Consider the following 20,919-nt stretch of genomic DNA (forward strand, 5'->3'; position numbering starts at 1 on the left):
TCCGGGCTGTCCCGGCCCTAGCCAGACCGCCGAGCCGGACCCCGATCATTTGAGGAGCTTGAACGATGGCCGCTGTGTGCGATATCTGCGGGAAAGGCCCCGGCTTCGGCAAGTCGGTGTCGCACTCCCACCGCCGCACCAGCCGCCGGTGGGACCCCAACGTCCAGACCGTGCACGTCGTCACCCGCCCTGGTGGCAACAAGAAGCGGCTGAACGTCTGCACGTCCTGCATCAAGGCCGGCAAGGTCGTCCGCGGCTAGCCGAGCGAGGCCGTGTCGTCAGTCGCGGACGACGATGACGGTCTTGCCCGCGCGCCGGCCCGGCCGGCGGCCGCTTTCGAACGCCTCCCGCCCCTGCTCCAGGGGAAACGTCCCGGCGATTTCGAGGTGCAGCCGCCCGTCGTCGACGAGCGCGGCAAGTTCGGCAAGCTGCTCACCGTTCGGCATGACGATGAAGAACGTTGCGGTGATGCCGTATTCATCGGCCTTGCCGGCCGGCGGGGGCGCCGAGAGGGTGACCAACCGTCCACCGCGACGCAGCACGCCGAACGATCGGCCCAAGGTCTCGCCGCCGACCGTGTCGATGACGACGTCGTAGGCGGCGCCGCCTTCCTCGAAAGCTTCTGAGCGAACGTCGATTACGCGTGCGGCACCCAGACCGCGCAGGAGCTCGCCGGCATCGCTGCGCACGGTCGCGGTGACCCGCGCCCCGAGGATCGCGGCCAGTTGGACCGTCAGCAGCCCGACCCCGCCCGCCCCGCCGAGCACCAGGACCTCCTCCCCGGGCTGCACCGCGGCGTGGTCAACCAGGGCCTGCAGGGCGGTCAGCCCGCCCATCGGCAGTGCGGCCGCACTGGCATGCGACACCGTCGAAGGCTTGGCGGCGAGGTCGGCGGCCGGCACCGTGACGAATTCGGCCGCCGCGCCGTCGCGATCGAATCCGACCAACCCGTACACCTCGTCGCCGGGCTTGAAATTCGTTACGCCCGAGGCGATCTCGGACACCACACCAGACACTTCATGCGACGGGATGACGGGGACCCGGCTGACGCCGTCGGTAGCCCACGTCTCGTCCCAGGTCAGCTCGTCGAACGTGATGGCCGCAGCGTGCACCGCGACCAAGACCTCGCCGGCGGCGGGGACCGGGACGGGCGCGCGCTCGACGACCAGCACCTCCGGGCCGCCCCGGCGGTGCGCGCGCAGGGCGATCATCTCGGTCACGGCAGCCTCCAATCGATCGGGTCGGCGCCCATCGAAGTCAGCAGCTCGTTGGCGCGGCTGAACGGGCGCGAGCCGAAAAAGCCGCGGGACGCCGACAGCGGCGAGGGATGCGGCGACTCGATCGCCACGCAATTTCCTTCGGCCAGAATGGGTTTCAGCGTTGACGCGTCGCGTCCCCACAGGATGGCCACCAGCGGCAGCGACCGCTCGGCCAGCGCGCGAATCGCGCACTCGGTCACCGCCTCCCAGCCCTTGCCCCGGTGCGAGGCCGGATTGTTGGGCCGCACCGTGAGCACCCTGTTCAGCAGCATCACGCCGCGCTCCGCCCAGGGCGTCAGGTCGCCGCACGCCGGCTGGGGGTGGCCCAGGTCGGCGGCGTACTCGTCGAAGATGTTGGCCAGGCTGCGGGGTAGCGGCCGCACGTCGGGCGCCACCGAGAAGCTCAGACCCACGGCGTGCCCGGGCGTGGGGTAGGGATCCTGCCCGACGATCAGCACCCTGACGCCGTCGAACGGATAGGTGAAGGCGCGCAACACGTTTGGTCCCGCCGGCAGGTACCGGCGACCCGCGGCGATCTCGTCCCGCAGGAACTGCCCCATGTGGGCGACCTGGTCGCAGACGGGCTTGAGCGCGGTGGCCCAGCCCGGCTCGACGAGCTCGCTCAACGGGCGCGCGGTCATTGCAGCCCTTGCACGAGCAGCACCACCGTGTCGGCCCCCGCCCGCCGGTCCTTCGCGATCTCCTCGTATTCGGGCGATTGCACGAATGCGTAAAAGGCCGCCTCGTCGGGAAAGCGCATCAACACCAGCTTCTCGCGGTCCCACTGGCCCTCGGCGACCTTCGGCGACTCGTCGGCGGCGAGCAGCGCTCCCGGGTGACGACGGAACACCTCCATGAACCTCGCCTGGTACCGGTCGTAGGCCGCCCGGTCGGTGAACTTCAGCTCGGCGATGGCGTAGACGGTCACCGCGTCACCCTAATACGACTGCCAGCCCGCGTAACCGCTCCACTCCGTGCCGTCGACGAGCACCCGGGCCGGCCCGTCGAGCACGCTGCCGATGACGCGCCACCCCGGCGGCACCGGTCCGGCGAAACACGCGGCGAGGGCGTGGTCCTCGCCGCCGCCCAGCACCCACGCCAGGGGGTCCTCGCCGGCCACGTGCCCGGCGGCGGCCAGCGCGTCGCGGTCCGCGGCCAGCGGCGCGGTGGACAAATCGACCCCCACCCCGGAGGCCTCCGCGACGTGGCGCAGGTCGCCGATCAGGCCGTCGGAGACGTCGATCATCGCCTGCGCGCCCGCGGCCGCGGCCACGGCGCCCTGCCCATAGGGCGGCTCCGGCACCAGGTGGCGGCGCCGCAGCTCCTCGAAACCATCAATGCCCTTCTCCCACAACGAATATCCCGCCGCGGAGCGGCCCAGCTCACCGGCGACCGCGACCACCGCGCCGGGCTTCGCCCCGGACCGCAACACGGGAGCGCGGCCCTCGAGGTCGCCCAGCACGGTCACCGACAGCACCCACTGCGGGGCACTGACCAGGTCGCCGCCGGCGATGCCGGCGCCGATCCGGCCCGCCTCGTCCCACATCCCGTCGACCAGGGCGTCGACCTGCGCGGCCGGCGTGTCGCCGGGCGCCGCGAAGCCGACCACGAAGGCCGTGGCCCGCCCGCCCATCGCCTCGATGTCGGCGGCGTTCTGGGCGATCGCTTTCCGGCCGACGTCGCGGGCTGTCGACCAGTCCAGCCGAAAGTGCCGGTCCTGCACCAGGACATCGGTCGAAACCAGCGTGCGACCGTCGCCCGCCGCCACGAGCGCCGCGTCATCGCCGGGCCCGAGCAGCACCGCGTCGGGCTGCCGGCGGCCGCGCACCAGCCGATCGATGACCGCGAATTCTCCGAGCCGCGCCAGCGTGGGGAACTCCCCCGATGTGTCGTCGCGCACGCCACCTCCTCGCCCGTCCCGCGCCACCGTACGCCGCTCGACCTGCGGTAAGTTAGATCCCTGCCCGCGCGAGCGGACCGCGCCAGTGTAAGAGAAGCAAGGAGGTGCGCGGGCGGTGACGACCGACCCCGCAAGCGGCCCAGTTACCGATACCGGACCACCGCGCGCCGTGATGATCGCGGCGGTGGCGCTGGCCGTCGCGGCGATCGGCGTGATCCTCGCCATCGCGGCCACCCGCCAGGCGCCGCCCCAACCGGTGACCGTCGCGGCCTTCCCGGCGCCCCAGGCGAACAGCGCCGCGTGCCACGCGCTGGCGGACGCGCTGCCGCAGCGGCTGGGGGACTATCAACGCGCGCAGCTGGCGCAGCCGGCGCCCGACGGCGCGGCGGCCTGGCGGACCTCGCCCGACAGCCAGCCGGTGGTGTTGCGCTGCGGGCTCGACCGCCCCGCCGAGTTCGTGGTGGGGTCGCCGATCCAGGTCGTCGATCGGGTGCAGTGGTTCGAGGTCACCGCCGGCCAGCAATCCGCCGGTGAGGCCGGGCGGGCCACCTGGTACACGGTCGACCGGCCGGTGTACGTGGCGCTCACGCTGCCCGCGGGATCGGGACCGACGCCCATCCAGCAGCTCTCCGAAGCGATCGACCACACCATGGCCGCCGTGCCGATCGACCCGGCACCCGCGCGCTAGTCAGCGCAGACCAACGCCCCGCGCCAACGCCGTCTCCACCATGATCGCGAGCAGGGTGGGATAGTCGACCCCGCTGGCCGCCCACATCCGCGGGTACATCGAGGTGGTCGTGAAACCCGGCATCGTGTTGATTTCGTTGATGATCGGCCCGTTTTCGGTGAGAAAGAAGTCGACCCGGGCCAGGCCCTGGCAGTCGATGGCCTTGAACGCACGGATCGCCAATTGGCGCACCGCGTCGGCGATGTCGTCCTCGACCTTCGCCGGCACGTCCAATTCGGCTGCGTCCTCGAGGTATTTCGTCGCGAAGTCGTAGAACGAGTCCTCGCGGCCCCGCACCCCGGCCACCCGGATCTCGCCCACCGTGCTGGCTTGCACTGTGCCGTCGGGCATTTCGAGGACGCCGCACTCCAGCTCGCGACCGGTGATCGCCGCCTCGACGATCACCTTCGGATCGTGCCGGCGGGCGTTCGCGACCGCAGCGGGCAGCTCGTCCCAACTCGTGACCCGGCCGACGCCGATCGAGGAGCCGCCGCGCGCGGGCTTCACGAACACCGGCAGGCCCAAACGCTCGCGCTCGTCGAGGTTCAGCGCCGCCCGCGGCGCGCGCAGCACCGCGTGCGGACCGACCGGAAGTCCCTCGGCGGCAAGGAGCTTCTTCATGAACTCCTTGTCCATGCCCGCGGCGCTGGCCAGCACCCCGGCGCCGACGTAGGGCACCCCGGCGAGTTCGAGCAGCCCCTGGATCGTGCCGTCCTCGCCGTAGGGGCCGTGCAGCACCGGAAACACCACGTCGACCGCCGTCAAAACCTCGCCGGCGCCAGGCGACAGCGACACCAGCTCACCGCCGCGCCCAGGATCCGCCGGCAGGGCCAGCTCAGTGCCCGAATCGGCGGTCACCTCGGGCAACCGCCGATCGGTGATCGCCAGCGCATCCGGGTCGCCGTCGGTGAGCACCCACGAGCCCTGCGGGGTGATGCCGATCGCGATCACCTCGAAGCGCTGCGGGTCGAGGTTGCGCAGAATGCTTCCCGCGGACACGCACGAGATGGCGTGCTCGTTGCTGCGCCCGCCGAACACGACGGCGACGCGCACGCGCTCGCTGGCATTCACAACCTGGAGAGGCTACCGGTACATCCGCGGCGGGGTCGGGCACCGCACCGCTACCTGGGCTTTCGCTCGCCGGGGCGTCTCATTCGGGCTTGGTGCTGCGGCCCAGCAGCAGCGCCATCGCCTCCTCCACCGACAAACCCTTGTGACACACCCGGTGCACGGCGTCGGTGAGCGGCATCTCGACGTCGTAGCTGGACGCCAGCGCCAGCACCGCCTCGCAGGACGTCACGCCCTCGACGACGTGCCCCTCCCCCGCCTGCGTGGCCGACTCCAGGGTCCCGCCGCGGCCCAGGCATTCGCCGAACGACCGGTTGCGCGAGTGCGGCGAGGTGCAGGTGGCCACCAGGTCTCCGACGCCGGCGAGCCCGGCCAGCGTCGCCCCCTTGGCGCCCAGCGCTATCCCCAACCGCATGATCTCCGCCAGGCCGCGGGTGATGATCGCCGCGGCGGTGTTTTCGCCGAGCCCGACGCCGGCCGCCATCCCGCAGGCGAGCGCGATGACGTTCTTGCACGCGCCGCCGATCTCGGTGCCGACCACGTCGCTGTTGGTATAAGGACGGAAGTAGCCGCTGTTGAGCATGCGCTGCACGGCGACCGCGCGGCCGGAGTCGCTGCATGCCACGACCGTCGCGGTCGGCTGGCACTGGGCGATCTCACTGGCCAGGTTCGGCCCCGAGATGACCGCGACCTGTGTGGCATCCACGCCGGTCACCGAAACGATCACCTGGCTCATCCGCATGAGGGTGCCCAGCTCGATGCCCTTGGCCAGGCTGACCAGGGTCGCGCCGTCGGTCAGCAACGGCGCCCACCGCTCGAGGTTGCCGCGCATCGTCTGTGCCGGCACCCCCAGCAGCACCGTCGTCGCGCCGGCCAGGGCCTCGCTCGCATCGGTGGTGGCGCGGATGCCGGGCGGCAACAGCGTGCCGGGCAGATAGGCCGGGTTATAGCGGGTGCCGTTGATCTCGTCGGCGACGTCGGAGCGCCGCGCCCACAGCACAACTTGTGCTTCCGGTCCGCCCGCGTCGGCGAGCACCTTGGCCAGCGCCGTGCCCCAGGCACCGGCGCCCATCACCGCAACGGCGCCGTCAGTGCCGGCCATCAGTCACCCCCGTCCGAGCGGTTATGTCCTCAACGCGGATCACGCTACCGCGACGCCGGGTCGGCGCGGTCGCGCTGGCAGGATGGCGGGATGAGCGGCACACGGGCCGAGGGGGCGGACGACGGCGCGGGTGACGTCGCGTTGATCATCGCCGTCAAGCGGCTTGCCGCCGCCAAGACCCGCCTGGCCCCGGTGTTCTCGGCGCCGCGGCGGGAAAAGGTGGTGCTGGCCATGCTGGTCGACACCCTGACCGCCGCGTCGGGTGTCGACGCGCTGGGCTCGATCACCGTCGTCACGCCCGACGACGCCGCGGCGGCCGCGGCGGCCGAACTCGGGGCCGCCGTGCTGGCCGACCCGACGCCCGAGGGCGACCGCGACCCGCTGAACAGTGCGATCGTCGCCGCCGAACAAGCGGTGGCCGGGGCCTTCACCAATGTCGTTGTGCTGCAAGGTGATTTGCCTGCGCTGCAGACCCAGGAGCTGGCCGAGGCGATCGCCGCCGCGCGCCAGCACCGGCGCAGCTTCGTCGCCGACCGGCTGGCCACCGGAACCGCCGCGCTCTGCGCGTTCGGCGCCGCGCTTGATCCGCAGTTCGGCCCGGATTCGTGCGCGCGGCACCGGCGTTCGGGCGCGATCGAGCTGACGGGAGCGTGGCCCGGCCTGCGCTGCGACGTCGATACCCCGGCCGACCTGGCGGCCGCGCGTCGTCTCGGAGTCGGCGCGGCGACCGCCCGCGCCATCAAATAGTGCGAGCGCAGCAGTAACGAAAACCGGCCACAGCAAATCTGTACGAGCGATGAACGGCGCGCCAACTGCGAATGGATGTCCGCCGAGCGCTAGCAGCACCAGCGGGTGATGAGCAATGATCGCATGGTGACCGAAACCGAAGCCGAGGCACGGCCCGACGAGACCACATGGCACTCAGGCGAGGCCGACGTCGCCGCGCCGCCTGCCGCGACCCCCGCCGCGATCTCCGACGAGCTGCCCGAGGACCGCTACCTCAACCGCGAGCTGAGCTGGCTGGACTTCAACGCGCGCGTGCTCGCGCTGGCCGACGACAACTCGCTGCCGCTGCTGGAGCGCGCTAAATTCCTGGCGATCTTCGCGTCCAATCTCGACGAGTTCTACATGGTGCGGGTCGCCGGCCTCAAGCGCCGCGACGAAATGGGCCTGTCCGTCCGGTCGGCCGACGGGTTGACACCGCGTGAGCAACTGGCCGTCATCGGCGAACAGACCCAGCGAATCGCCACCAGGCACGCGCGGGTGTTCCTCGATTCGGTACGACCGGCGCTCGCCGAGGAAGGCATCCACATCGTCACGTGGGCCGATCTGGATCAGGCGGAGCGCGACGAATTGTCGACCTATTTCAGCGAACAAGTCTTTCCCGTCTTGACGCCGCTGGCCGTCGACCCCGCTCACCCATTCCCGTTCGTCAGCGGGTTGAGCCTGAACCTCGCGGTCATGGTGCGCCAGCCCGAGGATGGGGGCCAGCACTTCGCCCGGGTCAAGGTGCCGAACAACGTCGATCGCTTCGTCGAGCTCGACATCCGGGGTGCCGACGGCGAGGGACCGGAGATCGTCCGCTATCTCCCGATGGAAGAACTGATCGCGGCCTTCCTGCCAGAGCTGTTCCCGGGTATGGAAATCGTTGAGCATCACGCGTTCCGCATCACCCGCAACGCGGACTACGAGGTTGAAGAGGACCGCGACGAGGACCTGCTGCAGGCACTGGAGCGGGAGCTGGCGCGCAGGCGTTTCGGTTCGCCGGTGCGGCTCGAGATCGCCGACGACATGACCGAAAGCATGCTGGAGCTGCTGCTGCGTGAACTCGACGTGCATCCCGGTGACGTCATCGAAGTGCCCGGCCTGCTCGACCTTTCGTCGTTGTGGCAGATCTACGGGATCGAGCGGCCGGCGCTCAAGGATCCGACATTCGTTCCCGACACCCACCCCGCCTTCGCCGACCGCGAAACACCGCGGAGCATCTTCGCGACGCTGCGCGAAGGCGATGTGCTGCTTCATCATCCGTATGACTCGTTCTCCACCAGCGTGCAGCGATTCATCGAGCAGGCCGCCGCCGACCCCAACGTGCTCGCGATCAAGCAGACGTTGTACCGCACCTCCGGTGATTCGCCGATCGTTCGGGCGCTGATCGCCGCGGCCGAGGCCGGAAAGCAAGTGGTGGCCATGGTGGAGATCAAGGCACGCTTCGACGAACAGGCCAACATCCGCTGGGCGCGCACACTTGAGCAGGCGGGCGTGCACGTGGTCTACGGCTACGTCGGACTGAAGACGCACTGCAAGACCTGCCTCGTGGTGCGCCGCGAAGGCTCGGCGATCCGTCGGTACTGCCACATCGGGACCGGCAACTACAACGGAAAGACGGCGCGACTGTACGAGGACGTCGGTCTGCTCACGGCGTCCCCTGAAATCGGGGCCGATCTGACCGATTTGTTCAATTCGCTAACCGGCTACTCGCGCAAGGTTTCCTACCGCAATCTTCTGGTCGCCCCGCACAGCATTCGCACCGGCATCATCGAACGCGTCGAGCGCGAGATCGCCGCCCACCGCGAACACGGCGGCGGCCGGATCCGAATGAAGATGAACGCTCTGGTCGACGAGCAGGTGATCGACGCGTTGTATCGCGCGTCGCGGGCGGGTGTGCGGGTCGAGGTGGTGGTGCGCGGCATCTGCGCGCTGCGCCCCGGAGCAGAAGGCTTTTCGGAGAACATCTCGGTCCGTTCCATCCTCGGCCGCTTCCTGGAGCATTCGCGGATTATGCATTTCAACCGACTCAACGAGTTCTGGATCGGCAGCGCCGACATGATGCACCGCAACCTCGACCGGCGCGTCGAGGCGCTGGTTCAGGTCAAGGATCCGCGGCTCACGGCCTATCTGGACGACTTGTTCGAGTCCGCGCTGGACCCCTCGACCCGGTGCTGGGAACTGGGTCCCGACGGGCAGTGGACCGCGTCACCCCAGGAGGGTCACACCGTGCGCGACCATCAGGTATCGCTGATGGAGCGGCACCGCAGCCCCTGACGCCGTGTGGTAGCTTCCAGGTCGCATCCACGACCGCGAGCGAATTGACCTGCAGGAGTTTAGGTGTCGAACCAGACCTCATCGGCGGGTCGGCGGTCGGGAAGCAAGATCGTGTACGCGGCGGGCGCGGTGCTGTGGCGCAGGACCGGCGACGACCCGGCGGACCCGAGCCTCGAGGTGGCCCTGATCCACCGCCCCCGCTACGACGACTGGTCGCTGCCGAAGGGCAAGGTGGACCCCGGCGAGACGGCCCCGGTGGCGGCGGTCCGCGAGGTGTTCGAGGAGACGGGCCACCGCGCGATCCTCGGACGGCGACTCGACATGGTGAGCTATCCGATCGAGCAGGGCGTCAAGAAGGTCTATTACTGGGCGGCGCGCGACACCGGCGGCGAATTCGCGCCGGGACGCGAGGTCGATGAGTTGGTGTGGTTGCCGGTCGCCGAGGCGAAGGACAAACTCACCTATCCGCACGATCGAAAGATGTTGCGCCACTTCGCGAAACAGCCCGAGGACACGCGCACCGTGCTCGTGGTCCGCCACGGCACCGCCGGCCGGAAATCACGTTTCAAAGGCGACGACACCAAACGCCCGCTCGACAAGCGGGGACGCGCGCAGGCCGAGGCACTGGTTCCTCAGCTGCTGGCCTTCGGCGTCACCGACGTGTATGCGGCGGACCGGCTGCGCTGTCACCAGACGGTCGAACCACTCGCCGAGGAACTCGGTGTGACGGTCCACAACGAGCCCGCCCTCACCGAGGAGTCGTACGCGAAGAGCCCCAAGCGCGCGCGCCACCGGATGCTGCGCATCGCCGAGGAGGCAGACACCCCCGTGATTTGCACGCAGGGCAAGGTGATTCCGGACCTCATCGCCTGGTGGTGCGAACGCGACGGAGTGCGCGCCGACAAATCGCGCAACCACAAGGGCAGCACGTGGGTGCTATCCCTGTCAGGCGGCCGCCTGGTGGCGGCCGACCACATCGGCGGCGCGCTGGCCGCCAACGTGCGGGCCTGACACGCAAATACCCTCCGGGTGGGGCAGTTGCCGCCACCCCGAAGGGTATCCGCGTTTGGAACTTCCTACCGGCGACCGCGCCGAGCGGCGGCCTTCTTGGCAGGAGCCTTCCTGGCCGGAGCCTTGCTCGCCGCCTTCTTGGCCGGAGCCCGCTTCACTGCGGCCTTCTTGGCCGGAGCCTTCTTCACTGCGGCCTTCTTGGCGGGAGCCTTCTTCACGGCGGCCTTCTTGGCCGGAGCCTTGGTAGCGGCCTTCTTGGCCGGGGCCTTCTTCACTGCGGCCTTCTTGGCCGGAGCCTTCTTGGCCGCGGCCTTCTTGGCCGGAGCCTTGCTGGCCGCCTTCTTCGCCGGAGCCTTCTTCGCCGCCTTCTTGGCTGCGCCGGCCGATACAACACCACGTTTCACTGCAGGTCCTTCCGCCGGGAGGCGCTGTGCGCCAGACACAACCGCTTTGAATTGAGCACCGGGCCGGAACGCCGGGACCGACGTCGGCTTCACCTTTACCGTCTCGCCCGTACGCGGATTGCGGGCCACCCGCGCCGCGCGCTTCCGCTGTTCGAAGACACCGAACCCGGTAATGGTCACGCTGTCGCCCTTGTGCACCGCGCGCACAATGGTGTCGACAACATTCTCGACGGCGGCGGTCGCCTGCCGACGGTCCGAGCCCAATTTCTGTGTGAGCACATCTATGAGCTCTGCTTTGTTCATCCAAACCCTCCGAAGTCAGTGGTCCCATTTTTGGGAACCGACTGCGAACACGGTAAACCCTCACCCAGCAAATTTCCAAGAGCCACGCGCAATTTCAGGACGTTACGAACGAATTTTTCGCAATCCGGTTGCCGCCCTTGACCGGTGGCGCGGGGGCAAAATAAGACGGGCTACCTAAACGGTCGGAGGTGAAATCGCCGTCGCGATCGACCCTTCAGGAGGCGGGCAGAGTGCGCGGTTTCCACTCCGGGCGCGCCGACTCGAACGCCTCGATCTGATCGAGTTTCCGCAGCGTAAGGCCTATATCGTCGAGGCCCTCGAGCAATCGCCACGCGGTGTGGTCGTCAATCTTGAACGGCAGCACCGTCGTTCCGGCGGTGATATTTCGATCTTGAAGATTGGCAGTGATTTCCAAGCCCGGGCTGCCCTCGATGAGCTTCCAAAGCAGTTCCACGCCGTCCTGAGAAACTTCCGCCGCCAACAGGCCCGCCTTGCCGGCGTTGCCCCGGAAAATGTCACCAAACCGAGACGAGATGACCACCCGGAACCCGTAGTCCATGAGCGCCCACACCGCATGCTCGCGCGACGATCCGGTGCCGAAATCGGGTCCGGCCACCAGAACCGAGCCGCGGTCAAAGGGGCTGAGATTGAGCACGAATGAGGGATCCGAGCGCCACGTGGCGAACAACCCGTCCTCGAATCCGGTTCGGGTTACCCGCTTCAAGAACACCGCCGGAATGATCTGGTCGGTGTCGACATTGGACCGCCGCAGCGGCACTCCGATGCCGGTGTGGGTGCGAAAGGCTTCCATTTCGTCCTCGATTCAAATCAGTTGGAGTTCAAGTCGGCCGGCGAGGACAGCGTGCCCCGCACCGCCGTCGCCGCAGCGACGGCCGGCGATACCAGGTGGGTGCGGCCCCCTTTGCCCTGCCGCCCTTCGAAGTTGCGGTTGGACGTGGCGGCACACCGCTCACCCGGCGACAGCTGATCGGGGTTCATGCCCAGGCACATCGAGCATCCGGCCTGGCGCCACTCGGCGCCCGCGGCGGTGAAAACCTCGCCCAGCCCTTCGGCTTCGGCCTGCGCGCGCACCCGCATCGAGCCCGGCACGACGAGCATGCGCACCCCCGGGGCGACCTTGCGCCCCCGCAACACGTCGGCCACCACGCGCAGGTCTTCGATACGACCGTTGGTACAAGACCCCACGAACACGGCATCCACGCCGATCTCGCGCATCGGCGTGCCCGGTCGAAGGTCCATGTACGCCAAGGCTTTCTCGGCGGCCTGCCGCTCGCCGTCGTCGGCCATCAGTTCGGGGTCGGGCACCGCCGCCCCCAGGGGCACCCCCTGGCCAGGGTTGGTTCCCCACGTGACGAACGGGCTCAGCGAGGCCGCGTCGAGGTAGACCTCGGTGTCGAAGACGGCGCCGGGGTCGGTGCGCAACTGCTGCCAGTAGTGCACCGCGGCGTCCCACTGCGCGCCGGTCGGGGCGTGTGGCCGGCCACGCAAGAACTCGTACGTGGTCTCGTCCGGCGCCACCATGCCCGCCCGCGCGCCGGCCTCGATGCTCATGTTGCAGACCGTCATCCGGCCTTCCATCGACAGCGATTCGATGGCGCTGCCCCGGTATTCGATGACGTGACCCTGTCCCCCGCCGGTGCCGATCCTGGCGATCAGCGCGAGGATGATGTCCTTGGCGGTGACGCCCGCGGGCAACTGCCCGTCGACGTTGACCGCCATCGTCTTGAACGGCCGCAGCGGCAGCGTCTGGGTGGCCAGCACGTGCTCCACCTCCGAGGTGCCAATCCCCATGGCCAGCGCGCCAAATGCGCCGTGCGTGGACGTGTGACTATCGCCACAGACGATCGTCATCCCCGGCTGCGTGAGCCCCAATTGCGGACCGACGACGTGCACGATGCCCTGTTCGATGTCGCCCATCGGATAAAGCCGGACGCCGAATTCCGCGCAGTTGCGCCGCAACGTCTCGACCTGGGTGCGCGACACCGGATCGGCGATCGGCTTGTCGATGTCGACCGTCGGCACGTTGTGGTCCTCGGTGGCCAGCGTCAAATCGGGGCGCCGCACTCCCCGGCCGGCCAGGCGCAGGCCGTCGAACGCCTGCGGACTGGTGACCTCGTGCACCAGATGCAGGTCGATGTAGATCAAGTCAGGGGCCCCCGCTTGTTCGGCACCGTCCCCGGACGCCACAACGTGGTCGTCCCAAACCTTTTCGGCCAGGGTGCGCGGCTTGGCTTCGGATCCCATATCGAATTCGCCCCTATCCGGTCTTTCGGCTGTCATCTCAGAATGCGAGACGCTAGTATCTCTTTGTGAGACAGCATAGCGGCATCGGCGTCCTCGACAAAGCGGTGGGCGTGCTGCATACGATCGCGGAATCCCCGTGCGGGCTGGCCGAACTGTGCGAGCGGACCGGGTTGCCCCGGGCCACCGCCTATCGGCTGGCGGCCGCGCTGGAAGTCCATCGGCTGCTGGCGCGCGACGACGAAGGGCGTTGGCGACTCGGTCCGGCCGTCACCGAATTGGCCGGCCGCGTCAACGATCCGCTGCTGGCCGCGAGCGCGGCGGTGCTGCCCGGCCTGCGCGAGACCACCGGCGAGAGCGTGCAGTTGTATCGCCGCGAGGGCACGTCGCGGGTGTGCGTGGCCGCCCTGGAACCGGCTGCGGGTCTTCGCGATACGGTTCCCGTCGGGGCGCGCCTGCCGATGACGGCGGGCTCGGGGGCGAAAGTCCTACTCGCCTATGCCGACGCCACCGTCCAGAAGGCCGTGCTGCCGACCGCGAAATTCACCGACCGGGCCCTGGTCGAAGTGCGCCGGCGCGGTTGGGCGCAAAGCGTCGCCGAGCGCGAGCCCGGGGTGGCGAGCGTGTCGGCGCCGGTGCGTGACGGCCGCGGTGTCGTCATCGCCGCGATATCGGTGTCGGGGCCCGTCGATCGCATCGGGCGCCGCCCCGGGGCCCGCTGGGCCGCCGACCTGTTGTCCGCCGCCGAGGCGCTCACCCGCCGGCTGTAGTCCCCGCGACGCGTGTGACGTCAGGGCGGAGATTGTGCGTACAGGGCGCCCTGAACGCACACCGAAGAGCGACCTGACAAACTGACGGCCATGGGAACCAATCAGCGCGCGAGCATCGTCATGTCGGAGGACGAGATCGCCGATTTCGTCGTCAAGAGCCGCACCGGAACACTCGCCACCGTCGGGCCCGACGGCCAGCCGCACCTCACCGCCATGTGGTACGCCGTCGTCGATGGCGAGGTCTGGCTCGAGACCAAGGCCAAGTCGCAGAAGGCGGTGAACCTCACCCGGGATCCGCGGGTGAGCTTTTTGATCGAGGACGGTGACACCTACGACACGCTGCGCGGGGTGTCGTTCGAGGGGGTCGCGGAGATCGTCGACGATCCCGACGTCGCGCACCGCGTGGGTGTCAGCGTGTTCGAGCGCTACACCGGTCCCTACACCGACGAGATGAAGCCCTTCGTCGAGCAGATGATGAACAAGCGCGTGTGCGTGCGCATCGTGGCCCGCCGCGCGCGTTCGTGGGATCACCGCAAGCTCGGATTGCCGCCCATGCCGGTGGGCGGGTCGACCGCCCCGGCCGTGCTGGGGACCGGCCAGTAATTGTTTGTAGCCCCGATGGGATTCGAACCCACGCTACCGCCGTGAGAGGGCGGCGTCCTAGGCCGCTAGACGACGGGGCCTGAACCGATCCGAGCTGCCAGCATAGCTCACCCGAGAAGGGCGACCTAATCGCAAGCCGGACCGCGATCTTGCTGGGGTACCAGGACTCGAACCTAGAATGGCTGAACCAGAATCAGCTGTGTTGCCAATTACACCATACCCCATTGGCTGCCTAAAACCGCTGGTCACAACGGTTCTGCGGTGTCCCGCGCCGTCGTGGCCGGCCGTCGTCGGCCTTTGTAAACCGCTGTGCAGACTACCAAAAACTCAGACCGCCCCGTCGCGCGCGCCCCGCAACCGCGCCATGCTGCGCTCGCGGCCCAGTAGTTCGAGCGATTCGAACAGCGGCGGGCTGATCGTTGTTCCCGTCGCGGCGACGCGGATCGGGCCGAACGCCTTGCGCGGTTTGAGCGCCAGCCCGTCGACGAGCGCGGCCTTGAGCGCGGCCTCGATCCGCTCGGTTGTCCAGTCGGTCACGCCGTCCAGCGCTGCCAGCGCGGCGTCCAAAACCGCGGCGCCGTCCGGGCCGAGCTCCTTGGCGGCGGCCTTCTCCTCGATCGCGTATTCGTCGTCGTTGTGGAACTTCAGCAGGTCCCACGCATCGCTCAGGACGACGATGCGCGTCTGCACCAGCTCGGCGGCCTCGGCGAATCCGGCGTCATCCAGCCCGGTGTCGTGGCCGTGCGCGTCGAAGTAGTCGCGCAGCCGGGCGGTGAAGTCGGCGACGTCGAGCATCCGGATGTGCTCGGCGTTGAGCGCGTCGGCCTTCTTCTGGTCGAACCGGGCCGGGTTGGAATTGACGTCGACGACGTCGAATGCGGCCACCATTTCGTCCAGGCTGAACAGGTCGTGGTCGTCGGCGATCGCCCAGCCCAGCAGCGCAAGGTAATTGAGCAGGCCCTCGGGGATGAAGCCCCGATCGCGGTGCGCGAACAGGTTCGACTGCGGGTCGCGCTTGGACAGCTTCTTGGTTCCCTCGCCCAACACGATTGGCAGGTGCGCGAATTGCGGTGTGCGCTCGGCCACACCGATCCGCGTCAGGGCCCCGTACAGCGCCAGCTGGCGCGGGGTGGACGACAGCAGGTCCTCGCCGCGCAGCACGTGGGTGATCTTCATCAGCGCGTCGTCGAGCGGGTTGACCAACGTATACAAGGGATCTCCGCTCGCGCGGGTCAGCGCGAAATCGGGCACGCTGCCCGCCGCGAAGGTCGTGGTCCCGTGTACCAGGTCGTCCCAACTCAGATCGTCGTCGGGCATGCGCAGGCGCACCACCGGCTTGCGGCCCTCGGCGAGGAACGCCGCGCGCTGCGAATCGGTCAGCTGCCGGTCGAAGTTGTCGTAGCCCAGCTTGGGGTTTCGGCCCGCGGCGATGTGCCGCGCCTCGACCTCCTCCGGCGTCGAGAAGGCGTAGTAGGCCTCGCCGGCCTCGAGCAGCTGCGCCACCACGTCGCGGTAGATCTCGCCGCGCTGCGACTGCCGGTACGGTCCGTAGGGCCCGCCGACCTCCGGCCCCTCGTCCCAGTCGAGGCCTAGCCAGCGCAGCGCGTCGAGCAGCGCGAGGTAGCTTTCCTCGCTGTCGCGCGCCGCGTCGGTGTCCTCGATGCGAAAGACGAAGGTGCCGCCGGTGTGTCGCGCGTAGGCCCAGTTGAACAGCGCGGTTCGCACCATCCCGACGTGCGGGGTGCCGGTGGGCGACGGGCAGAACCGGACTCGAACTGTCACGACTTTCCTTTGCGCACAACGGGATTGGTGAGGGTGCCGATTCCCTCGACGGTGATGGAGACCGTGTCGCCGTCCTCGATGGGCCCGACGCCGGCCGGCGTGCCGGTGAGGATGAGATCGCCGGGCAGCAGCGTCATCACGGCCGAGATCCACTCCACGATGGCGCCGACGTCGTGGATCATCAGCGAGGTGCGGCTGTGTTGCTTCACCTCACCGTTGACCTCGGTGCGCAGTTCGAGGTCCGCCGGGTCGACATCGGTGACGATCCACGGCCCGACGGGGCAGAAGCTGTCATGGCCCTTGGCGCGGGTCCATTGGCCGTCGGCCTTCTGTTGGTCGCGCGCCGACACGTCGTTGGCGATGGTGTAGCCGAGGATGTTCTCGGCGGCCTGGGCGGCCAAAACGTCCTTGCACGGCCGGCCGATGACCGCCGCCAGCTCACCCTCGAAGTGCACCGGTGATGCGTTGGCGGGCAGCCGAATCGGCACGTTGGGCCCGATGATCGCGGTGTTGGGCTTGAGGAAGATGATCGGGTCCGCGGCCGCCGGGCCCGTCGCGAAGCTACTCATCTCCGCGATGTGATCGGCGTAGTTCTTGCCGACGCAGACGACCTTGCCGGCCAGCATCGGCGCCAGCAGCCGGACGTCGGCCAACGGCCACGATCGTCCGGTGAAGGTCGGGGTGCCGAACGGGTGCTCGGCGATCTCCCGGGCGGTCAGTGCGGCGGGATCGTCGAGTTCGCCCTCGATGCTGACGAAGGCGACACCGTCCGGGCTGGCGATTCGACCGAGGCGCATTCGCAGAAGCCTAGTGATGGCTACTAGCGGCTCCCGCAACCGGTGCCGGCCGTGTGTAAGCATGGACTGATGCCCAAGGGGCACCCTGCCGCTGTCGGCGCCGGCAAGCGATGGTCGATCATGATCGTCTCGCTGTTCGTGACGACCAGCTCCTTCCTATTCATCAACGGCGTCGCCTTCCTGATCCCGTCGCTGGAAGCCACGCGGGGCACCCCGCTGGCCGAGGCCGGCCTGCTCTCGTCGATGCCGAGCTGGGGCATGGTGGTCACGCTCATCGCATGGGGCTACGTGCTGGACCGCGTCGGCGAGCGGCTGGTGCTGACGCTGGGCTCCGGGCTCACCGCGGCCGCCGCCTACGCCGCGGCGTCGGTGCACTCGATGGTGTGGGTCGCCGTCTATCTGTTCCTGGGCGGCATGGCCGCCGCGAGTTGCAACACCGCCGGCGGCCGGCTGGTGTCCGCGTGGTTCCCCCCGCAGCAGCGCGGCCTCGCGATGGGCATCCGGCAGACCGCGCAGCCGCTGGGCATCGCGGCGGGCGCGCTGGTCATGCCCGAGCTGGCCGAGCGCGGCGTGCATGCGGGGCTGATATTTCCGGCGCTGGTGTGCACGGCGGCGGCGCTGGCGAGCGCGGTCGGCATCGTCGACCCGGTGCGCAAGCCCCGGGAGACGGCGACCAAGGCGGAGCTGGCCAGCCCGTACCGCGGGTCGTCGGTGCTGTGGCGAATCCACGCCGTCGCGGGCCTGCTGATGATGCCGCAAACGGTCACCGTCACGTTCATGCTGGTCTGGCTGATGAACCACCACCAGTGGTCGGTCGCCGCGGCCGGCGGGCTGGTCACCCTGTCGCAGCTGCTCGGCGCGGTCGGCCGCGTTGCGGTGGGCCGCTGGTCGGATCGCATCGGCTCGCGCATGCAACCGGTCGCCGTCGTCGCGGCCGTCGCCGCGTTGACCCTGTTTCTGTTGGCACTCTCCGACCAGCTCGACTCGCGGTTCGACATCCCGCTGATGGTCGCCGTCTCGGTGTTCGCCGTGCTCGACAACGGCCTGGAGGCGACCGCGATCACCGAGTTCGCCGGGCCATTCTGGAGCGGGCGCGCCCTGGGCATCCAGAACACCACCCAGCGCGTGATGGCGGCCGTCGGTCCCCCGCTGTTCGGCGTGCTGATCGGCGCGGCGAGATACCCGTCGGCGTGGCTGCTCTGCGGACTGTTCCCGCTGGCGGCGGTGCCCTTGGTGCCGATCCGGCTGCTGCCGCCCGGCCTGGAAACTAGAGCGCGGCTGCGATCCGTTCGCCGACTTCGGTGGTGGCGCGCCGTTCGCTCCCACGAGTTGCCAGATAGGTCTCGACGGCTCCATCCACCCGAGCAGCCGCCGCGTCCTCGCCGAGATGGGAAAGCAGCAGCGCCACCGACATGATCGCCGCGGTCGGGTCCGCGATGCCCTGACCGGCGATGTCGGGGGCGCTGCCGTGCACCGGCTCGAACATCGACGGATTGGCCCGGGTGGCGTCGATATTTCCGCTGGCGGCCAAGCCGATTCCGCCGCACACCGCCGCGGACAGGTCCGTGATGATGTCGCCGAAGAGGTTGTCGGTGACGATCACGTCGAACCGCCCGGGGTCGGTGACCATGAAGATGGTGGCGGCGTCGACGTGTTGGTAGGCGACCTCGACGTCGGGATATTCCACGCCGACCTCGGCGACGACGCGCGTCCACAGCTTCCCCGCGAACGTCAGCACGTTGTTCTTGTGCACCAGCGTCAGGTGGTTGCGGCGCAGCCGGGCCTTCTCGAACGCGTAGCGCACCACGCGCCGCACGCCGAACGCGGTATTCACGCTGACCTCGGTGGCGACTTCGTTGGGTGTCCCGGCGCGGATCGCGCCGCCGTTGCCGGTGTAGGGGCCCTCGGTGCCCTCGCGCACCACCACGAAGTCGATCTCGGGGTTTCCCGCGAGCGGACTGCTGACCCCCTTGTACAGCCGGCCCGGTCGCAGGTTGACGTGGTGGTCGAGCTCAAAGCGCAAGCGCAGCAAAAGACCTCGCTCCAGGACCCCGCTGGGCACCGACGGGTCACCGACCGCCCCGAGCAGGATGGCGTCGTGCTCGCGCAACTCGGCGAGCACCGAGTCCGGCAGCAGCTCGCCGGTGGCGTGGAAACGACGGGCGCCGAGGTCGTAGCTGGTCTTTTCGACGTTCGGCACGACCGCGTCGAGGACCTTGACGGCCTCGGCCACCACCTCCGGCCCGATCCCGTCGCCGCCGATCACAGCGAGCTTCACGACAGGTCAACCACTTCCAGCTTGTTGGCGCCGACGGCGGCCGAGATCGCCGACCGCACGTCCTTGGGCACGTCCTGGTCCAGCCGCAGCAGGACCGTCGCGCCGGGCCCCTCGGCGTCCTCGGACAGCTGCGCCGCCTGGATGTTCACGCCGGCCGAGCCCAGCAGGGTACCGATCTTGCCCAACGCCCCGGGCTGGTCGGCGTAGTTGATCACCAGGTTGGTGCCCTGGGCCCGCAGGTCGAAGTTGCGGCCGTTGATCTGGACGATCTTCTCCACCAGCTGCGGCCCGGACAGCGTGCCCGCGACATTCACGCACGAGCCGTCGTGGGCGACGGCCCGCACGTCGACGACGCTGCGGTGGTTGGGGCTTTCGGATGCGGTGGTGATCTCGGCGGAGACGCCCCGCTCGGCGGCCAGCGCCGGCGCGTTGACGAACGTCACCGGTTCGTCGATGACCGCCGAGAACAGCCCGCGCAGCGCCGAAAGCTTAAGCACCTCAACATCTTCCGAGGCGAGCTCGCCGCGCACCTGCACCGACAACGACACCGGCACCTCGCCGGACAGCGCGGCCGCCAGCACCCCGAGCTTGCGCACCAGGTCCAGCCAGGGCGACACCTCCTCGCTGACCACGCCGCCGCCGACGTTGACGGCGTCGGGAACGAACTCCCCCGCCAGCGCCAACCGCACGCTTGCGGCGACGTCGGTGCCGGCCCGGTCCTGCGCCTCGGCGGTGGAGGCCCCCAGGTGCGGCGTCACCACCACCTGCGGCAGCTCGAAAAGCGGGCTGTCCGTGCACGGTTCGGTGGAGAAGACGTCGAGGCCGGCGGCGCGGACGTGCCCGCTGTTGATCGCGTCGGCCAGCGCCGCCTCGTCGACCAGGCCGCCGCGCGCGGCGTTGACGATGATGACGCCGGGCTTGGTCTTCGCCAGCGCCTCCTTGTCTATCAGGCCGGCCGTCTCCGGGGTCTTCGGCAGGTGCACCGAGATGAAGTCGGCGCGGGCCAGCAGGTCGTCCAGGGACAGCAGCTCGATGCCGAGCTGCGCGGCGCGGGCCGGCGCCAGGTACGGGTCGTAGGCGACGACGTGGGTGCCGAAGGCCGCGATCCGTTGCGCGAACAGCTGGCCGATGCGGCCCAGCCCGACGACACCGACGGTCTTGCCGAAGATTTCGGTGCCGGAGAACTTCGACCGCTTCCAGGTGTGCTCCCGCAGCGTGGCGTCGGCCGCCGCGATCTGGCGGGCCGCGGCCAGCAGCAGCGCCATCGCGTGTTCGGCGGCGCTGTGGATGTTCGACGTGGGGGCGTTCACGACCAGCACCCCGCGCGCGGTCGCGGCGTCGACGTCGACGTTGTCCAGGCCGACCCCGGCCCGGGCCACGATCTTCAGCTTGGGGGCGGCCGCCAGCACCTCGGCGTCGACGGTGGTGGCCGACCGCACCAGCAGCGCGTCCGCCTCAGGGACGGCGGCCAGCAGCTTGGGCCGGTCCGGGCCATCCACCCAGCGCACCTCGACCTGGTCCCCCAGCGCGGCGACGGTTGATTCGGCGAGTTTGTCGGCAATAAGTACAACAGGCAGATTCACCCGGACAGCCTATCGGCTGTAATTGACG

Annotated in this window: 20 protein-coding genes, 2 tRNA genes and 1 pseudogene; 8 read left to right on the forward strand and 15 right to left on the reverse strand. The window is 69.3% G+C overall.

The window, feature by feature from the left end; all coding sequences use genetic code 11:
* Positions 1-65 precede the first annotated feature (65 nt).
* Entirely contained in the window at positions 66-260 is a 195-nt protein-coding gene (rpmB, locus tag A5712_RS04870; protein ID WP_066930307.1) for a 50S ribosomal protein L28, read from the forward strand.
* Between the two features lie 18 nt (positions 261-278).
* Here the strand turns inward: rpmB and A5712_RS04875 are convergent, their stop codons facing one another.
* Genes A5712_RS04875 through A5712_RS04890 form a run of 4 tightly spaced genes read right to left on the reverse strand, consistent with a single transcriptional unit; the run spans position 279 to position 3,159 of the window.
* Entirely contained in the window at positions 279-1,211 is a 933-nt protein-coding gene (locus A5712_RS04875) for an NADP-dependent oxidoreductase (protein ID WP_068102118.1), read from the reverse strand.
* Between the two features lie 5 nt (positions 1,212-1,216).
* On the reverse strand, positions 1,217-1,900 hold the full coding sequence (locus tag A5712_RS04880) for a uracil-DNA glycosylase (RefSeq protein ID WP_068102034.1): 684 nt from the start codon (positions 1,898-1,900) through the stop codon (positions 1,217-1,219).
* On the reverse strand, positions 1,897-2,187 hold the full coding sequence (locus A5712_RS04885; RefSeq protein ID WP_068102036.1) for a DUF1330 domain-containing protein: 291 nt from the start codon (positions 2,185-2,187) through the stop codon (positions 1,897-1,899). The genes A5712_RS04880 and A5712_RS04885 overlap by 4 nt, the downstream gene beginning before the upstream one ends.
* A 9-nt stretch (positions 2,188-2,196) precedes the next feature.
* Positions 2,197-3,159: a thiamine-phosphate kinase gene (locus tag A5712_RS04890; protein ID WP_068102037.1), complete on the reverse strand. Its 963-nt coding sequence runs from the start codon at positions 3,157-3,159 to the stop codon at positions 2,197-2,199.
* Between the two features lie 172 nt (positions 3,160-3,331).
* On the opposite strand from A5712_RS04890, the gene A5712_RS04895 reads away from it, so the two are divergent.
* Entirely contained in the window at positions 3,332-3,847 is a 516-nt protein-coding gene (locus tag A5712_RS04895) for a DUF3515 domain-containing protein (protein WP_082973270.1), read from the forward strand.
* Here A5712_RS04895 and A5712_RS04900 read toward each other — a convergent pair whose 3' ends face one another.
* On the reverse strand, positions 3,848-4,957 hold the full coding sequence (locus tag A5712_RS04900; RefSeq protein ID WP_068102043.1) for a D-alanine--D-alanine ligase family protein: 1,110 nt from the start codon (positions 4,955-4,957) through the stop codon (positions 3,848-3,850).
* Between the two features lie 79 nt (positions 4,958-5,036).
* Positions 5,037-6,056 carry an NAD(P)H-dependent glycerol-3-phosphate dehydrogenase gene (locus A5712_RS04905; protein ID WP_068102045.1) on the reverse strand — a complete coding sequence of 340 codons (1,020 nt, stop codon included), beginning with the start codon at positions 6,054-6,056 and terminating at the stop codon, positions 5,037-5,039.
* Positions 6,057-6,146: 90 nt separating this feature from the next.
* Here A5712_RS04905 and cofC point away from each other — a divergent pair, with 90 nt between their 5' ends.
* From cofC to A5712_RS04920, 3 genes are all read left to right on the forward strand, one after another.
* Positions 6,147-6,803, forward strand: coding sequence for a 2-phospho-L-lactate guanylyltransferase (gene cofC, locus A5712_RS04910; protein WP_068102047.1), 657 nt, complete (start codon positions 6,147-6,149; stop codon positions 6,801-6,803).
* 105 nt (positions 6,804-6,908) lie between these two features.
* Positions 6,909-9,098 (forward strand): RNA degradosome polyphosphate kinase, encoded by a 2,190-nt coding sequence (locus A5712_RS04915; protein ID WP_068102050.1) that lies wholly within the window; start codon positions 6,909-6,911, stop codon positions 9,096-9,098.
* Positions 9,099-9,161: 63 nt separating this feature from the next.
* Positions 9,162-10,109 (forward strand): NUDIX hydrolase, encoded by a 948-nt coding sequence (locus A5712_RS04920; protein WP_068102052.1) that lies wholly within the window; start codon positions 9,162-9,164, stop codon positions 10,107-10,109.
* Between the two features lie 65 nt (positions 10,110-10,174).
* Here A5712_RS04920 and A5712_RS04925 read toward each other — a convergent pair whose 3' ends face one another.
* The 3 genes from A5712_RS04925 to leuC form a co-directional block, all read right to left on the reverse strand.
* Positions 10,175-10,816: an HU family DNA-binding protein gene (locus tag A5712_RS04925; RefSeq protein WP_068102054.1), complete on the reverse strand. Its 642-nt coding sequence runs from the start codon at positions 10,814-10,816 to the stop codon at positions 10,175-10,177.
* A gap of 214 nt (positions 10,817-11,030) precedes the next feature.
* The gene (gene leuD, locus A5712_RS04930; protein WP_068102057.1) at positions 11,031-11,627 is read right to left on the reverse strand and encodes a 3-isopropylmalate dehydratase small subunit; all 597 of its coding nucleotides are present in this window, start codon (positions 11,625-11,627) and stop codon (positions 11,031-11,033) included.
* A gap of 17 nt (positions 11,628-11,644) precedes the next feature.
* Positions 11,645-13,081 (reverse strand): 3-isopropylmalate dehydratase large subunit, encoded by a 1,437-nt coding sequence (leuC, locus tag A5712_RS04935; RefSeq protein ID WP_068102060.1) that lies wholly within the window; start codon positions 13,079-13,081, stop codon positions 11,645-11,647.
* Between the two features lie 65 nt (positions 13,082-13,146).
* Between leuC and A5712_RS04940 the strand changes: the two genes are divergently transcribed.
* Together A5712_RS04940 and A5712_RS04945 are read left to right on the forward strand one after the other, a co-directional pair.
* Positions 13,147-13,848 (forward strand): IclR family transcriptional regulator, encoded by a 702-nt coding sequence (locus A5712_RS04940; protein WP_068102062.1) that lies wholly within the window; start codon positions 13,147-13,149, stop codon positions 13,846-13,848.
* A 90-nt stretch (positions 13,849-13,938) separates the two neighbouring features.
* Positions 13,939-14,451: a pyridoxamine 5'-phosphate oxidase family protein gene (locus tag A5712_RS04945; protein ID WP_067153361.1), complete on the forward strand. Its 513-nt coding sequence runs from the start codon at positions 13,939-13,941 to the stop codon at positions 14,449-14,451.
* Positions 14,452-14,458: 7 nt separating this feature from the next.
* Here A5712_RS04945 and A5712_RS04950 read toward each other — a convergent pair.
* The 4 genes from A5712_RS04950 to A5712_RS04965 all read right to left on the reverse strand — a co-directional run bounded on the left by A5712_RS04950 (position 14,459) and on the right by A5712_RS04965 (position 17,030).
* Positions 14,459-14,531, reverse strand: a tRNA-Glu gene (locus tag A5712_RS04950).
* A gap of 72 nt (positions 14,532-14,603) precedes the next feature.
* Positions 14,604-14,675: transfer RNA gene (locus tag A5712_RS04955), tRNA-Gln, on the reverse strand.
* 103 nt (positions 14,676-14,778) lie between these two features.
* Positions 14,779-16,233, reverse strand: coding sequence for a glutamate--tRNA ligase (gene gltX / locus A5712_RS04960; RefSeq protein ID WP_082973271.1), 1,455 nt, complete (start codon positions 16,231-16,233; stop codon positions 14,779-14,781).
* The gene (locus tag A5712_RS04965; protein ID WP_068102067.1) at positions 16,230-17,030 is read right to left on the reverse strand and encodes a fumarylacetoacetate hydrolase family protein; all 801 of its coding nucleotides are present in this window, start codon (positions 17,028-17,030) and stop codon (positions 16,230-16,232) included. Before A5712_RS04965 ends, gltX begins: the two co-directional genes overlap by 4 nt.
* 120 nt (positions 17,031-17,150) lie before the next feature.
* Here A5712_RS04965 and A5712_RS30040 point away from each other — a divergent pair.
* Positions 17,151-18,164, forward strand: a pseudogene (locus tag A5712_RS30040) (MFS transporter); the annotation flags it as partial.
* Between the two features lie 133 nt (positions 18,165-18,297).
* On the opposite strand, the gene A5712_RS04970 reads toward A5712_RS30040, so the two are convergent.
* On the reverse strand, positions 18,298-19,308 hold the full coding sequence (locus A5712_RS04970) for a 3-isopropylmalate dehydrogenase (protein ID WP_068102070.1): 1,011 nt from the start codon (positions 19,306-19,308) through the stop codon (positions 18,298-18,300).
* Positions 19,305-20,891, reverse strand: coding sequence for a phosphoglycerate dehydrogenase (gene serA / locus A5712_RS04975; protein ID WP_068102072.1), 1,587 nt, complete (start codon positions 20,889-20,891; stop codon positions 19,305-19,307). The genes A5712_RS04970 and serA overlap by 4 nt, the downstream gene beginning before the upstream one ends.
* Positions 20,892-20,919: the final 28 nt, after the last annotated feature.

It is taken from the genome of Mycobacterium sp. E2327 (assembly GCF_001672675.1).
Lineage (GTDB): Bacteria > Actinomycetota > Actinomycetes > Mycobacteriales > Mycobacteriaceae > Mycobacterium.